The 14,335-nt window shown below is 71.3% G+C and carries 13 protein-coding genes; 9 read left to right on the top strand and 4 right to left on the bottom strand.

The features are described from left to right. The first annotated feature begins 191 nt into the window (after positions 1-191). Positions 192-932, top strand: coding sequence for an SDR family NAD(P)-dependent oxidoreductase (locus ACWDRB_RS56490; RefSeq protein ID WP_449909231.1), 741 nt, complete (start codon positions 192-194; stop codon positions 930-932). Between the two features lie 108 nt (positions 933-1,040). Here ACWDRB_RS56490 and ACWDRB_RS56485 read toward each other — a convergent pair whose 3' ends face one another. Then, positions 1,041-1,997: an aldo/keto reductase gene (locus ACWDRB_RS56485; protein ID WP_449909228.1), complete on the bottom strand. Its 957-nt coding sequence runs from the start codon at positions 1,995-1,997 to the stop codon at positions 1,041-1,043. A gap of 76 nt (positions 1,998-2,073) precedes the next feature. On the opposite strand from ACWDRB_RS56485, the gene ACWDRB_RS56480 reads away from it, so the two are divergent. Beyond that, the gene (locus tag ACWDRB_RS56480; protein ID WP_449909225.1) at positions 2,074-2,694 is read left to right on the top strand and encodes a TetR/AcrR family transcriptional regulator; all 621 of its coding nucleotides are present in this window, start codon (positions 2,074-2,076) and stop codon (positions 2,692-2,694) included. A gap of 208 nt (positions 2,695-2,902) precedes the next feature. Here the strand turns inward: ACWDRB_RS56480 and ACWDRB_RS56475 are convergent, their stop codons facing one another. Then, positions 2,903-3,862 (bottom strand): hypothetical protein, encoded by a 960-nt coding sequence (locus ACWDRB_RS56475; RefSeq protein ID WP_449909222.1) that lies wholly within the window; start codon positions 3,860-3,862, stop codon positions 2,903-2,905. A gap of 274 nt (positions 3,863-4,136) precedes the next feature. Between ACWDRB_RS56475 and ACWDRB_RS56470 the strand changes: the two genes are divergently transcribed. The 6 genes from ACWDRB_RS56470 to ACWDRB_RS56445 are packed head-to-tail and all read left to right on the top strand — an operon-like array spanning position 4,137 to position 11,658. Then, on the top strand, positions 4,137-5,150 hold the full coding sequence (locus tag ACWDRB_RS56470) for a LacI family DNA-binding transcriptional regulator (RefSeq protein ID WP_350742018.1): 1,014 nt from the start codon (positions 4,137-4,139) through the stop codon (positions 5,148-5,150). 8 nt (positions 5,151-5,158) lie between these two features. Beyond that, positions 5,159-6,763, top strand: a complete 1,605-nt coding sequence (locus ACWDRB_RS56465; protein WP_363967923.1) for an FAD-dependent oxidoreductase — start codon at positions 5,159-5,161, stop codon at positions 6,761-6,763. Positions 6,764-6,782: 19 nt separating this feature from the next. Then, positions 6,783-8,036, top strand: a complete 1,254-nt coding sequence (locus ACWDRB_RS56460) for an ABC transporter substrate-binding protein (RefSeq protein ID WP_449909218.1) — start codon at positions 6,783-6,785, stop codon at positions 8,034-8,036. Between the two features lies 1 nt (position 8,037). Further along, entirely contained in the window at positions 8,038-8,979 is a 942-nt protein-coding gene (locus ACWDRB_RS56455; RefSeq protein WP_449909215.1) for a carbohydrate ABC transporter permease, read from the top strand. Then, complete coding sequence (locus tag ACWDRB_RS56450; RefSeq protein WP_449909212.1) at positions 8,969-9,799, top strand: carbohydrate ABC transporter permease; 831 nt, start codon at positions 8,969-8,971, stop codon at positions 9,797-9,799. The genes ACWDRB_RS56455 and ACWDRB_RS56450 overlap by 11 nt, the downstream gene beginning before the upstream one ends. Before the next feature lie 2 nt (positions 9,800-9,801). Continuing rightward, complete coding sequence (locus ACWDRB_RS56445; RefSeq protein ID WP_449909209.1) at positions 9,802-11,658, top strand: hypothetical protein; 1,857 nt, start codon at positions 9,802-9,804, stop codon at positions 11,656-11,658. A 22-nt stretch (positions 11,659-11,680) separates the two neighbouring features. On the opposite strand, the gene ACWDRB_RS56440 is transcribed toward ACWDRB_RS56445, so the two are convergent. Then, complete coding sequence (locus ACWDRB_RS56440) at positions 11,681-12,775, bottom strand: winged helix DNA-binding domain-containing protein (RefSeq protein ID WP_449909206.1); 1,095 nt, start codon at positions 12,773-12,775, stop codon at positions 11,681-11,683. Positions 12,776-12,808: 33 nt separating this feature from the next. Continuing rightward, a complete protein-coding gene (locus ACWDRB_RS56435) occupies positions 12,809-13,225 on the bottom strand; it encodes a VOC family protein (protein ID WP_449909204.1) in 417 nt (138 codons plus the stop codon). Between the two features lie 95 nt (positions 13,226-13,320). On the opposite strand from ACWDRB_RS56435, the gene ACWDRB_RS56430 reads away from it, so the two are divergent. After that, on the top strand, positions 13,321-14,328 hold the full coding sequence (locus ACWDRB_RS56430) for a helix-turn-helix transcriptional regulator (protein ID WP_449909201.1): 1,008 nt from the start codon (positions 13,321-13,323) through the stop codon (positions 14,326-14,328). The last annotated feature ends 7 nt before the right edge of the window (positions 14,329-14,335 follow it).

Genomic DNA, 14,335 nt, shown 5'->3' with positions numbered 1-14,335 from the left:
GCAGGGCCACCGCCGCATCGGACCCGGCCTTGGCGCCTTCACCCCGGGTAGGTCGTCGGACGTCGCGTGTATCGTGGCTAGGGGGATATTCGGTCCGGCGCCGCGCTGATGACCAGCAGAGGGTGTGATCGCGGTCCTGGTCCGCGTTGGAGCGGCCTCAGGTCGGCATCTCACTGATCAAGGGCTCGATCATGGAACTTCAGAACCAGGCGGCGCTGGTGACCGGAGGCGGCTCGGGCATCGGCCGGGCGACCGCGCTGGCGCTCGCCCGCGAGGGGGCCTTCGTCATCGTCGCCGGTCGCAGCGCCGATCGCCTCACCGAGACGGTCGCGGAGATCGAGGCCGCGGGTGGCAGGGCTCGTGCCGTTCCCACGGATCTCAACGACCTGGACGCGCTGCAGCGGCTTGCCGACGAGGCCGGCGACGTCGACATCCTGGTCAACAACGCGGGCGTCTACCCCTTCATGCCGACCCCGAAGCAGGATCTGGAGTCGTTCATGCAGGTGTTCGACACCAACGTACGGGGGCCGTTCTTCCTGACCGCCGCCCTCGCGCCGAGGATGGGAGCCAAGGGAGCCGGCAGCATCGTCAATGTCAGCTCGATCGCCGCTCTTCAAGGCATCCCGGACGCCGCCGCGTACGGGGCGACGAAGGCTGCTCTCGACGCCCTCACTCGCTCTTGGGCCGCCGAGTTCGGCGATCGCGGGGTGCGGGTCAACTCCGTCGCCCCTGGCAACACCAGGACCGACAACGTGGTGAAGGCCCTCGGTGAAGAGATGTTCGAGGAGTGGGGGCGTACGGGCAACCCGCTCGGCCGCCTCGGCCGTCCGGAGGAGGTCGCCGAAGCGATCCTCTTCCTCGCCTCCCCGCGGTCGAGCTATATCACCGGGGTCACCCTGCCGGTCGACGGCGGCTACGTCGCGCGCGGCTGAGCCGGCTTCGGCGGAGTCGGGTCCGTCGTGGTCCTCCCATGGCAGGCGCTCCACGGTCGCTGGTGCGCCAAACCCTGCGCCGGGCCTGGCAGCAGCCTCAAGCGGGGATCAGCCGAGCGGGACCTCTGCCGAGCGGGAGGGGACGGCGTCGAGCGTGTTGAGCGTGGCGCGGTCGAAGGTGATCGTGGCGGCGGCGATGTTCTCTTCGAGGTGCTTGATGCTTGAAGTGCCGGGGATGAGCAGGACGTGGGGGGCGTGGTGCAGCAGCCAGGCGAGGCCGACCTGTGAGGGTGTGCGGTCGAGGGACGCCGCCGCGGTGAGGACGGCCGCCTCGTCGGTCACCTTCGGCATCTGGGGGAAGGCGCCGCCGAGGGGGAAGAACGGGACCCAGGCGATCCCCTCGGCCTGGCACAGCTGGAGCAGGGCTTCGTCGTCGCGGGTGACGAGGCTGTAGGCGTTCTGTACGCAGGCGATGCCGGCGGGGATCGCCCGGCGCAGCCCGTCGAGGGTGACGCTGCCCAGCCCGATCGCGCCGATCTTGCCCTCGTCGCGCATCGCCGTCATCACGGCGAGCTGGTCGTCGAGGTCGACCGCCTGGTCGCCTGTGGCCCGTAGTCCGGGGCCGGCGTCCAGGCGGCGCAGGTTCACGACCGGGATCTGCTCCAGGCCGAGGCTGATGAGATTGTCCTCGACGCTGGCGCGGAGTTCTTCGGGTCGCTGTGCGGGGCGCAGTGGGATCGGGCCGCCGGGGTTGGGGTCGGCGCCGACCTTGCTGACGACCATGACGTCGTCCTGCGGCCGGATCGCTTCACGCAGGAGCTCGTTGGCGAAGCCGTTGCCGTAGAACTGGGCGGTGTCGATGTGGTCGACGCCGAGGTCGATCGCGCGGCGCAGGAGCGCCAGTGCCGTGTCGCGGTCGTGGTGCAGGCGTTCGAGCTGTGCGGTGCCGTAGCCGACGCGGGAGACGGTACGTCCGGCGAACGGCGCGGTGCCGCCGGGCCGAAGGGCGTTGACCTGCTGTTCGTCGGAATGGGGGTTGCTGGGGGCCATGAGGATCCCGTCCACGTAGGATGTCAGAGATAGCGGAGGATCCTCCGCTATCTCTGACTGACTATAGAGCAATACCGGAGGTTCCTCCGCTTTGAGTTCGCCCGAATCGGCGTCCGCCGGCACCTCCGCCGAGCGGCCGGCCGCGACACAGCGCCCGCTGCGTGCCCACGCCCAGCGCAACCGGGACACGCTCATCGCCGTCGCCCGGACCGCCTTCGCGGCGGCCGACGACACCGTCCCGCTCGAAAGCATCGCCCGTGAGGCGGGTGTCGGGATCGGCACCCTCTATCGCCATTTCCCCACCCGCGAAGCGCTGGTGGAGGCGGTCTACGCCGCCGAGCTCGACGACATCGCCACGAGCGCCCCCGCCCTGCTCGAACGGTTCCCGCCGCAGATCGCGCTGCGCGCCTGGATGGAGCGGTACGCGGCGTTCAGCGCGGTGAAACGCGGGATGGCCGACGCGCTGCGCGCCGGCCAGGCCTCGGGCCGCATCCCGACCTCCACCACCAGGGAACGCATCACCGCCGCGATCGCGATGATCCTCGCCAAGGGCGCCGAAACGGGTTCACTCCGTGCGGACGTCGACCCGGACGAGGTCACCACGATGCTCCTGGGCATCTTTCTCGCCACGGCGGCCCGCGATACCCCCGAGCAGACCGGCCGGCTCCTGGACCTGCTCGTCGACGCCCTCCTCCCCGCGGCGGGCCGGTAGCGGCGGCCCCGGGGCAGCCCGCGCCCAGCGACAGGACCGAGCGTGCGGAGGTGGCACGCCCACGGATCGCGCCGCACTCGGCACCGGGCGATCGCGAGGTGTTCGGTGAGGAGGAGGCGGGCGTCGCTGTCAGGCCGGGTCGCTCCGGGGGCCCGGCCTGACAGCGAGGTCGTCGACGGGCAAGAGGGTGCCCGGACGTGCGGGCAGGTCAGGCGGGAACGGCGCGGGCGATGCAGATGCGAGCCTGCAGCCGGGGCCCGGCCTCGTAGAACATGAACTCGACCCCGCCCTGGGTGCCGAACGAGGGCGCGGCCACGCGGCCGTTGTCCGAGGCGATCGGCGAGTGGAAGACGCCGAGGTGGACCTCCTTGTCGAAGGCGTTGCCGACCTCGGTGATGCGCATGTTGCCGTCGTTGCCGTGGTACGCGACGTACGTGGTGCCGTTGCGCTTGACCAGGGCCGGGCCCGAGATGTCGGTCACGCCGTCGGGTTCGGGGTTGACCAGCGGCTGCTGGCTGAACTGCCAGCCGTCCCAGCCGTTGGGGGACCAGCCGTAGAAGAGGCGGCGGCCGTTCTTCACGCCCATGAAGACCATGACGTACTTGTTGCCGCGGCCCGGAAGGGAATGCTCGAAGACCCGGGCGTAGGAGGTCTCGGAGGTGCCGGACACCAGGCGGGTGCTCAGGATGGGGGTCTCGTCGGTGAAGGTGATGCCGTCGGTGGAGCGGGCCACGCGGGTGGTGAAGTTCTCGCCGTGGAAGTAGCAGAAGAACTGCTTCGTGGCGGCGTCCCAGGTGACGTGCGGCGAGGACACGTGGCTGACCGTGGTGGTGGGCAGGTACCTGTCGATGATCGGGTTGCCGCTGTAGTCGTGGAACGGGCCCTCCAGGGTGTCGCTGAAGGCCACGCAGATGCCGCCGGGGTTCTCATGGGGGGCGTAGTAGAGGTAGTAGCGCGAGCGCGGGTTGCCGAGCTTGTCGTACACCCCTCTGATGCAGGGGAAGATGAACTCCCCGGTGCGGTTGTAGTGCAGGGGGAGGGCGAGAGCGTCCCGTACGTACCGGAACACCGGCATACCCGCCGGCTGGGCGGCGGTCCCGGCGGTGGCGGGCCGGGCGACGAGGCCGGCGGTGGTCGCGGCGCCCAGCGTCGCGGCGCCGCGTAACACGCCGCGTCGGGTGAGCGGACGTGAGTCCCGGCCTGATTGATGGATGGTCAACATGCCCTCCGATCCTGGTCACGACAGGCGATGGGCGCCGTGCGGCCGGCAATGCCTTCGGCTCGCCGTCGCCCTCGGCGTCACTGTAGGTTGCCATGCCCGGAGGAAGTTGTACCAGCTGATAATACGAATTACTCAGCGATTATCTCTTGACGCCCGGTTGCGCCCGGTCTCAGAATGACCGAACTAATACGCATTACCGAAACGACGGGTGATACGCACTGTGACTGCTTCAGGGCGGCGGCTGACGCAGCAGGACATCGCGCGCATGGCTGGAGTGAGCCAGACGACGGTGTCCCTGGTGCTCAACGGAAGGGCCGAGGGCGAGGTACGGATCTCGCCCGAAACCCGCGATCGGGTCCTTCAGGTGATCAGGGAGACCGGGTACGTGGCCGACCCCGCCGCGCGCCGGCTCGTCGAACGGCGCAACCGCATCTACGGCGTGTTCACCTACGAGGCCGTCTTCCCCGCGGAGAGCGCCGACTTCTATCACCCGTTCCTGGTCGGGATCGAGGAGTGCGTCGAGGAGGCGGGCTGCGACCTGCTGCTGTTCACCAGCGCCAAGGTGCAGCAGGGGGAGCGGCGGCGGATCTTCAGCGCGGAGAGCCGGATCCGGCTGGCCGACGGATGCGTCCTGCTCGGCCGGACGATCGACCGGGAGGATCTGTCCAGGCTGCTGTCCGAAGGCATTCCGTTCGTCTCGGTCGGCCGCCGCGACGACGCGGGCGGTCCGGTGCCGTACGTCGGGGCGGACTACCCGCCGGCGGTGCGCGCGCTGGTCGAGCGGGCGGCGGCGCTCGGGCACCGGCGGATGGCCTACGTCGGGGCGGGGGAGGGCCCGGAGTCCTACGCCGACCGGTTTCGCGGTTTCACCGAAGGGGTGGCCGCGACCGGTGTCGAGGGGCTGCACCTGACCACCGCGGACGGGCTGTTCGACTGCGGCGCGACCGTGGTGTTCGCCGAGGAGCTGGCCGACGGCGTGGCCATCGCCGAGGCCGCCGAGGCTCGCGGGCTGGACGTGCCGCGCGACCTGTCCATGGTCGCGATGGGCGCGCCCACCAGGCCGGTGTCGACCGACATCGACTTCTCCGGGCTCCGCATCCCCCGGCGGGAGATGGGCCGCAGGGCCGTCGAGCTGCTCACCCAGGTGCTGGAACGCGGCGGCATCCCGCAGGAACTGCTGGTGTGCGAGCTGGTCGAGGGATCGACGCTGGCACCCGTACATGAGGAGAGGTAATCCCCCACGTGGTTGAGATATCGGCAGACGCGCTCGTCGTCGGCGGTGGGCTGGGCGGCGTGGCCGCCGCGCTGGCCCTGCTGCGGGCCGGGCGATCGGTGGTGCTCACCGAGGAGTACGACTGGCTGGGCGGCCAGCTCACCAGCCAGGCGGTGCCGCCGGACGAGCACACCTGGGTGGAGCGGTTCGGCGTCACGGCGAGCTACCGCGCGCTGCGTGACGGCATCCGGCGCTACTACCGCGACCATTACCCGCTGACCGAGCGGGCGCGGGCGTGGCCGGAGCTGAACCCGGGCGCCGGGCACGTCAGCAAGTTGTGCCACGAGCCCAGGGTCGCGGTCGCGGTCATCGAGGCCATGCTGGCCCCGTACCGGGGATCGGGCAGGCTGCGCGTGCTCCAGCCGTACCGGCCGGTCGGGGCCGAGGTGGACGGCGACCGCGTCACGGCGGTGCGGCTCGCGCACCGCGACGGGGGCGACGAGATCACCGCGGTGGCGCCGTACGTGCTGGACGCCACCGAGACCGGCGAGCTGCTTCCGCTGACCGGCACCGAGTACGTGACCGGCTTCGAGTCGCAGGCCGACACCGGCGAGCCGAGCGCCCCGGCGGCGGCGCAGCCGATGAACATGCAGGCCGTGTCCGTGTGCTTCGCGATCGACCACGTGGACGGTGACCACACCGTCGACAAGCCCGCGTCGTACGACTTCTGGCGCGCCTACCAGCCGCCCTTCTGGGGCGACCGGCTGCTGTCGTGGCGCTGCCCGAGCCCGCGGACGCTGGAGATCGTGGAGCGTTCCTTCACCCCGAACCCGGGTGACGACCCCCGCCTGGTGGCGGCCGACCAGCGGGTCAACCCGGGCGACGGCAACCTGTGGACGTTCCGCAGGATCGCCGCCCGCGACAACTTCCTGCCGGGCGCGTACGACAGCGACATCGCGCTGGTCAACTGGCCGATGATCGACTACCTGGAGGGGCCGGTCATCGACGTGCCGGACGCCGACCGGCACCTGGCGGCCGCCCGCGAGCTGTCGATGTCGGTGCTGTACTGGCTGCAGACCGAGGCCCCCCGCCACGACGGCGGCACCGGCTACCCGGGCCTGCGGCTGCGCGGCGACGTCACCGGCGGCGCCGACGGGCTCGCCCAGGCCCCCTACATCCGCGAGTCCCGGCGCGTCCGGGCCCTGACCACCGTCACCGAACAGGACCTGTCCGTGGCGGTACGCGGCGACAAGGGCGCCGTCTCCTATCACGACTCGGTGGGCGTGGGCATGTACCGCATCGACCTGCACCCGTCGACCGGCGGCGACAACTACATCGACGTCGCCTGCTCCCCGTTCGAGATCCCTCTCGGGGCGCTGATCCCGCAGCGGATGAGCAACCTGCTGCCCGCCTGCAAGAACATCGGCACCACCCACATCACCAACGGCGCCTACCGCCTGCACCCGGTGGAGTGGAACGTCGGGGAGGCGGCCGGCGCGCTCGCCGCCTTCTGCCTGGACCGCGCCACCACGCCGCACGCCGTGCGCGCGGACGGCCGGCTCCTGGCCGACTACCAGGACCGGCTCGTCCGCGACGGCGTGGAGCTGCGCTGGCCCGACGTCACCGGCTACTGACGCCAGAAGGAGATCCCCCATGAAAGCACCCCTGGCTGCCCTCGCGCTGGCCGCCCTCCTTACGGTCACCGCCTGTGGCGGCGGTGAAGCGCCGGCCGCGCAGGGCCCGCAGCCGCTGCGCATGTCGATCTGGACCTCCAATGAGGCCCACCTGAAGCTGTTCAAGGAGATCGCCGCCGAATACCGCAAGTCCCACCCGCAGGTCGGCGAGATCACCTTCGACCCGATCCCGTTCGAGAACTACACCACCACGCTGACCACGCAGATCGCCGGCGGCAACGCCCCCGACCTGGCCTGGATCCTCGAGAACTCCGCCCCCGACTTCGTCGGCTCCGGCGCCCTCGTCCCGCTCAAGAGCAAGGTCGAGAACGCGGCCGAGCTGGTCCCCGCCGCCACCCGGCTGTGGGAGCGCGACGGCGAGCTGTACGCCTACCCGTTCTCCACCTCGCCTTTCGGCGTCTTCGTCAACACCGACCTGGTCAAGGCCGCGGGCCAGAAGGCGCCGCGCGAGCTGATCAAGGCCGGTCAGTGGGACTGGGAGCACGCCAACGAGATCAACAAGGCCGTGGCGGCGGAGGGCAAGAACGGCCTGACCATCCTCAACTTCGACTACAAGGCCTGGGACAATCTCGCCACCGTCTGGCAGGGCTGGGGCGCCAAGGCGTGGAGCGACGACGGCGGCACATGCCAGTTCAACGCGCCCGAGATGGTCGAAGCCATGACGTTCATGCACAAGGCGATCTTCACCGACAAGTCCATGCCGGGGCCGGGCACCGCCGTGGACTTCTTCTCCGGCGACACGGCGATGGCCGTGGCCCAGATCTCCCGCGCCGCCATGCTGAAGGACGCGACGTTCAAGTGGGACCTGGTGCCGCTGCCCGCCGGGCCGAAGGGCGAGTACGCGGTCATCGGCCAGGCCGGGATCGGCGTGCTGAAGAAGTCGCCGAGGGCCGCGCAGGCCGCCGACTTCCTGGCCTACTTCACCGACTCCGCGAACTCCGCCAAGCTCGCCGCGTACTTCCCGCCCGCGCGTACCTCCCTGCTGACGGCCGACACCATGGCCAAGACCAGCCCCCTGCTGAACGGCGATCAGCTCCAGAAGGTGGTGATCGACGGCATCGAGAAGGGCGTGGTCAAGCCCAGCCACAAGGGGCAGGCCGAGCTCGCCCAGACCGCCAGGGCCGCACTCGACCCGCTGTGGAAGCCGGACGCCGACGTCAAGGCGGTGCTGGACGGCGTGTGCGCGAAGATCCAGCCGCTGCTGGGCGGATGACGTGGCGGTGACGGATCTCGGCAACCGGGTGGCTGACCGCGCCGCCGCCCGGCCCCGCCACTTCTGGACCATCCCCCGGCGCGACGCCCTCGTCGGTTACCTGCTGATCTCGCCGCAACTCGTCGGAAGCGCGCTGTTCGTCCTGCTGCCGCTCGGCCTGGTCGTCTACTACAGCCTCCAGGAGTGGAACGTGCTGGCGGGCACGTTCGAGTTCGTCGGGGGCGAGAACTACGCCAAGCTGCTCGCCGACCCGAACATGGGGCAGGTGCTGACCAGCACCGCGCTCTTCTCGGTCGGCCTGGTCGTGCTCAACCTCGCCCTCGCCCTCACCCTGGCCATCCTGCTCGACCAGCGGCTGCGCGGCACCACGTTCTTCCGCACACTGTTCTTCTCACCGGTGCTGGTGTCGCTGGTCGCCTGGACCATCGTCTGGCAGTTCCTGCTCCAGCAGGACGGCGGCATCAACGGCCTGCTCGGCGCGGCGGGCGTGGACGGCCCCAACTGGCTGCGCGGCGAGACCACCGCCCTGCTGTCGGTCGTCGTCGTCCAGGTCGTCAAGAACGTGGGGCTCAACATGGTCCTGTTCCTGGCCGCGCTCCAGGGCGTGCCGCGCCAGCTGTACGAGGCGGCGCAGCTCGACGGCGCCGGCGCCTGGACCCGGTTCCTGCGCATCACGGTGCCCCTGATCAGCCCGACGATCCTGCTCACCTCGATCATCACCGTGGTGGGGTCGCTGCAGGTGTTCGCGCAGATCGCCGTGCTCACCCAGGGCGGGCCCGGTATGTCCACGACTGTCCTCGTCTACTACCTGTACCAGCAGGCCTTCCAGTTCCGGCACCTCGGCTACGGCGCCACCCTGTCGGTCCTGCTGTTCCTGATCGTCGCGGCGCTGACGTTGCTGCAGTGGCGGCTGCGCCGGAGGTGGGTCTTCCATGAGTCGTAGGGTCAAGCTCGCGTTGTACGCGCTGCTGTGCGTGTTGTGCGTGCCGTTCGTCTTCCCGACCTGGTGGATGGTCACCTCGTCGGTGAAGCCGATCAGCGACATCTTCGCCTTCCCGCCCGCGCTGGTGCCCTCCAGGTTCGACTTCTCCACCTACAGCCGGGTCTTCGAGCTGCAGCCGTTCGGGCAGCAGTACCTCAACAGCCTCTACATCGCCGCGGTGGTGACCGTCGGGACGATGGCGGTGGCCGCGATGGCCGGCTACGCCTTCGCCCGCATCCGCTTCCCCGGCCAGAACGTGCTCTTCCTGGTCGTGCTCGTCGGCCTGCTGATCCCCAGCGAGGTGACGATCGTCCCGCTGTTCCAGATGTTCCACGCGGCGGGGATGACCGACACGCACTGGCCGCTGATCCTGGTGCCGATCCTGGGCGCGCCCAGCGTGCTGGCGACGTTCATCATGCGGCAGTTCTTCATCACGCTGCCGGACGAGCTGGAGGAGGCCGCCAGGGTCGACGGGCTCGGCCGCTTCGGCACCTTCTGCCGGGTGGCGTTGCCGCTGTCCAGGTCCGCGCTCGGTGCCGTCGCCATCTTCACCTTCCTGCACTCGTGGAACCTCTATCTCGAACCCATCGTGTTCCTGTCGACCCCGTCGAAGTTCACCCTGCCGCAGGCGCTCACCCAGTTCGTCGACGCCTACGGCTCGCCCCTGTGGAACGTGCAGCTGTCCGCCGCCACGATGACGGCCCTGCCCATCCTGGTCGTCTTCGTGCTGGCCCAGCGGCAGTTCATCGAGGGGCTCGCGCACACCGGTCTGAAAGGCTGACCATGCTCTCCCGCCGCACCCTGCTCCGCGCCGCCGCGCTGCTCCCGGCCGTCCCCGTGCTCGCGCCCGGCACCGCCTTCGCCGCCATCCCCTCCCTGCCGCCGGCTGTGGACCGCACGTCGTTCGCCCCCCACGAGCAGCGCTTCGCGCCGTACCTGGCCACCCTCGCGCCCATGGTCAACGACATGGACGGCAGCGGCTTCTTCGCCGGCGGCTGGTGGCGTACGCCGGCGGCGTCGTACAACGCCCGCGTGCAGGAGCACGTCTTCACGCTGGCCTGGTTCCACGCCAACGCCCGCCCGTGGAACCCGTACGCCGGGGACGCGAGCCTGCTGGCCGCGCTCGACGCGGCGCTCGGACACTACCTGTCACTCCAGCACCCCGACGGCTCCTTCCCCGAGTACAGCCGCGACCAGCACGGCCTGGCCCCCACCGGGTTCGGCCTCGGCTACCTGGCCAAGACCCTGCGCCTCCTGCGCGCGTCCGGGGCGCTGCCCGCCCGGCAGGCGCAGCTCACCGCCGCGTTGCGCAAGGCCATGACGTGGTTCCTGGACGCCGGCAACCGGGTCGTCTGGCAAGATCGCCTCACCTGGGCGAACCAGACCACCTCGGGCCTGGCAGGGGCCACGCACGCGCTCCAGCTCGACCCCGACCCCGCGCTCGCCACCCGCCTGACCGAGGCGTTCGCCCGGCTCCCCGCGGTCGGCCAGAGCCCCGCCGGCTTCTTCTACGAGGAGGGCGGCCACGACATGAACTACAACTTCGAGGTCATGCTCCCCGAGCTGGCCGACGCCTACCTCCACAGCCAGGACGCGCACCTGGTGGACATGGCCCGCGCGTTCACCGGCTTCCTGTCCTACAACCTGCTGCGCGAGCCCGACGGCGCCGGATACCTGGTCAACGTCGCCCCCTCCACCCGCACCAGCGCCCGCTGGTACGACGAGGTCCGGCCCGACCCCGACAGGACCGCGCTCAACTGGACGTTCACCCGCCAGGTGCCGCTGCTGTCGGCCTTCATGACCGCCCGCGAGGACCTGGCCGAGGCCCGTACGGCCTGGGCGGCCTCCACCGAGCCGGTGACGCCGCTCGCCAAGCAGGACACCTCGCCCCGCATCCTCACCCACGGCCTGTACGGCGAGCGGTTCCCCAGCAGGCGGCAGCGGGCCGAGGCCATCGCGGACCTGCCCTACCTGCGCTCGAACGACTTCGCCGAGCTGCGCAGGGACGGTAGCCAGGACTTCCTGTACGTCCGCAAGCCCGGCCTGTACCTGGGCGGCTACTTCGGCACGCGCGCCTCCCGCAGCCGTACCGGCCTGACCTTCCTGTGGCACCCCGACGCCGGCACGATCATCTGCGGCCTCAACGACAACAACTACGCCTGCTGGTCCACCGTCTTCCCCGGCCAGGCGCCCGACTCCAACGGCTCCCTGCCCGCCACCTACTTCCACGGCGCCCCAGGCGGCCGCGAGTGGAGCGGCGGCCGGGCCCCCGCCGCCCTCGGCATCCGCTACGGCAACGCGAACGTCACCACGGACGTCCTGGTCACCCGCCGGACGATCCGGCGCACGGTCACGGCGAACGCCGCCGCCACCGAGCAGATCCCCCTCGTCCTGCACCCCACGGACGTCCTCACCTTCACCGACGGCACCCGGGCGGCGTTCGGCGGCACGACCACCGCCACCGCCGACGGGTTCGACCTCCGCAGGGGCCGCACCACGATCCGCCTGCGCTGGAACACCCCTTTGCAGGCGACCCTGGCGGCCGGCAGCGTGCGCTACTTCCGCGACGGCGCCCGCCGCTTCCACGCCCTCCGCATCCCGCACCAGGGCACGTTCGACCTCACGGTCATCATGGGGTGACGCGACCGCCGGGCTGGTGACCTCAGCCGTTGCCGATCCGCACGCGGTGGCTGTCGCCGTCGGACAGGAACGCCGCCAGCGCCCGCCCCTGCTCGCCGACGGCGTCGCGGTCGGCTCCGGACAGGTGGCCCAGCGGGGTGACGGCCACCGTGCCGTCCTCGACGGCCCAGGTCGCGCGGACCCGGCCGTCGACCAGGACCACGCGGGCGCCGGCGACCGACAGGCCGCGGTGGGCGTCGTCGATGATCCGGCCGCGGTCGTGGTAGCCGAGGATCGCGTTGTCGAAGGCGGGCAGGAACCGCACCGGCGCGGGCGTGCCGGGGTCGGGACGCGGCGCGTCGGGCAGGTCCAGCAGCTCCCGGCCGCGCTCGTCGCGGAAGGAGACGAGCTCGGGGCGTACCGCGGCCACGGCGCCCGGCAGCCCGGCCAGGCCGCACCAGGCGCGCAGGTCGGCCGAGGCCGCCGGGCCGTAGGCGGCCAGGTAGCGCCGCACCAGCGCCTCGCCGACCGGGTCCGAGCCGTTCGCGGCGGGCGGGTCGATCTCCCGCCCGAGCCAGGAGGACAGCAGCGCGTTGCTCACGCCCGCCTTCGTCCGCCACAGCCCGCGCGGCGGCAGCTGCACCATCGGGATGAGGGCGGCGACCAGCATCTCGCCCAGCACGCGCGGTCCCGGCGCCGGCCAGCGCTCGGCGACCGCCCGCCCGATCTCGCCCATCGAGCGGGGCTCCCCGTCGGCCATCACCGCCCGGCCCGCCGCCAGGAGCTCGTCGAGGTCCACCCCGTCGAGCTCGCGGCGGTAGGTCCCGAGCATGCGCTGGCGCAGCATGGCGTCGTGGCGGGCGCGCCAGGCCAGGGCGTCCTCCGCGGTGAGGAGGTGGACGGTGCGGCGCATGAGAATGGTCCGCACCAGGTGCCGCCCGGTCAGCAGGTCCGAGAGCGCCGCCGGTTCGAACGCGCGCAGCCGCGACCAGAGCCCCACGAACGGCTCCTGCGGTTCCTGCGCCTGCAGGCCGCACAGGTGCGCGACGGCGTCCCGCACCGGTAAGTCGGCGCGGTCAAGCAGTAGCTGCCGCGCCAGCGTCGCGCGGTTGAGTGTCCGGATGTCGAGCACAGTCATGCGATCATCCTGCCGCAACGCGTTCTGTGCTGATCAGTACTGGGCGGCGACGTCGATGACCCAGGTCACGCCGAACCGGTCCGTCAGCATCCCGTACAGCGGGGCCCACTGCGCGGGCCCCAGAGGCTGCAGCACGGTCGCCCCGTCGGACAGCTTCTCCCAGTACGCGGTGATCTCCTCGGCCGTCTCGCCGCGCACCGAGACGAAGAACGCGTTCTCTCCCCGGCCGTACGGCAGGCGCGAGGGCACGTCGTAGGCCATGACCTCGAATCCGCCGGCGGCGCTCACCTGGCCCCACATGACCTGGTCGGCCTCGGACGGCTCCTGGACGTTGCCGGCGTCCTTGTAGGTGACCACGGCCAGGTCCCCGCCGAACACGGACTGGTAGAACGCGAGCGCCGCCCGGGCGTCTCCGCGGAAGTTCAGATGGGTCACGGTGTTCACGGACATGATGTGCTCCTTTGTCGGTCGTCTTCCCGGTCGCCGACCACAATTCCAGGGGTAGCGGTCAGGTTGTGGCCTCTTCTCCGCGCGATACTGGACGGGTGCAGAAAACCTCGGCTCGGCTGCTGTCGTTGCTCTCGCTGCTCCAGGCTCCCCGGGACTGGCCGGGAGCGCTGCTGGCCGAGCGCCTCGGCATCAGCCCGCGCACCGTGCGCCGCGATGTCGACCGGCTGCGTGAGCTCGGCTATCCGATCGTGGCCACCAAGGGTCCCGAGGGCGGTTATCGGCTCGACGCCGGTACGCGGCTGCCGCCGCTGCTGTTCGACGACGAGCAGGCCGTCGCCCTGGCCATCGCGCTCCAGGCCGCCACCACGACCGGCGCCGGCATCGAGGAGGCCGCGGCCCGTGCGCTGACCACCGTCCGGCAGGTCATGCCCGCACGGCTGCGCCACCGCATCGACGCCCTCCAGATCACCGCCGTCGAGCGGTACGCGCCGGATCCCCAGGTCGACAGCGGGGTGCTGGTGTCCGTCGGCGCCGCCGTACGTGCCCGGGAGGTGCTGCGTTTCGACTACGCCACGCCAGGAGGCGACGACGGCGGCCCGCCGCGCCGCGTGGAGCCCCACCACCTCGTCACCTGGGGCGGGCGCTGGTATCTCGTGGCATGGGATCTCGACCGGGAGGACTGGCGTACCTTCCGGGCCGACCGGATCGCGCCGCGCGTCCCCACGGGGCCCCGTTTCGCGGCGCGCGAGCTGCCCGGGGGAGGGGTGGCCGCCTTCGTGGCCGATCGGTTCCGGGGCTCCGGCGGCTCCGGCGACTGGCCCTGCCGCGGCGAGGTCATCCTCGGCCTGCCGGCCGCCGCCGTCTCCCCCTACGTCCACGACGGGGTCGTCGAGGAGCTCGGTCCGGACCGGTGCCGGCTCATCCTGGGGTCCTGGTCCTGGGTCGGGCTGGCCGCGAGCGTCGGCAGGTTCGACGCCGGCATCGAGGTCGTCGGCCCTGCCGCGCTCAAGGACGCCTTCGCGCACCTGGCCCGCCGCTACGCCGACGCCTCTTCGTCCCAGGTGGCGTCGGCGGATGACACGATTCGCCATCCGGATGCGTGATCGGGCC

This window comes from Nonomuraea sp. NPDC003707 (assembly GCF_053587055.1).
This window is presented reverse-complemented; position numbering and strand designations above follow the sequence as displayed.

Excerpts from the sequence above, each read along its gene's own strand:
- ACWDRB_RS56445 (WP_449909209.1), top strand. The coding sequence starts at position 9,802 with ATGCTCTCCCGCCGCACCCTGCTCCGCGCCGCCGCGCTGCTCCCGGCC.
- ACWDRB_RS56440 (WP_449909206.1), bottom strand. The coding sequence starts at position 12,775 with ATGACTGTGCTCGACATCCGGACACTCAACCGCGCGACGCTGGCGCGG.
- ACWDRB_RS56490 (WP_449909231.1), top strand. The coding sequence starts at position 192 with ATGGAACTTCAGAACCAGGCGGCGCTGGTGACCGGAGGCGGCTCGGGC.
- ACWDRB_RS56450 (WP_449909212.1), top strand. The coding sequence starts at position 8,969 with ATGAGTCGTAGGGTCAAGCTCGCGTTGTACGCGCTGCTGTGCGTGTTG.
- ACWDRB_RS56460 (WP_449909218.1), top strand. The coding sequence starts at position 6,783 with ATGAAAGCACCCCTGGCTGCCCTCGCGCTGGCCGCCCTCCTTACGGTC.
- ACWDRB_RS56435 (WP_449909204.1), bottom strand. The coding sequence starts at position 13,225 with ATGTCCGTGAACACCGTGACCCATCTGAACTTCCGCGGAGACGCCCGG.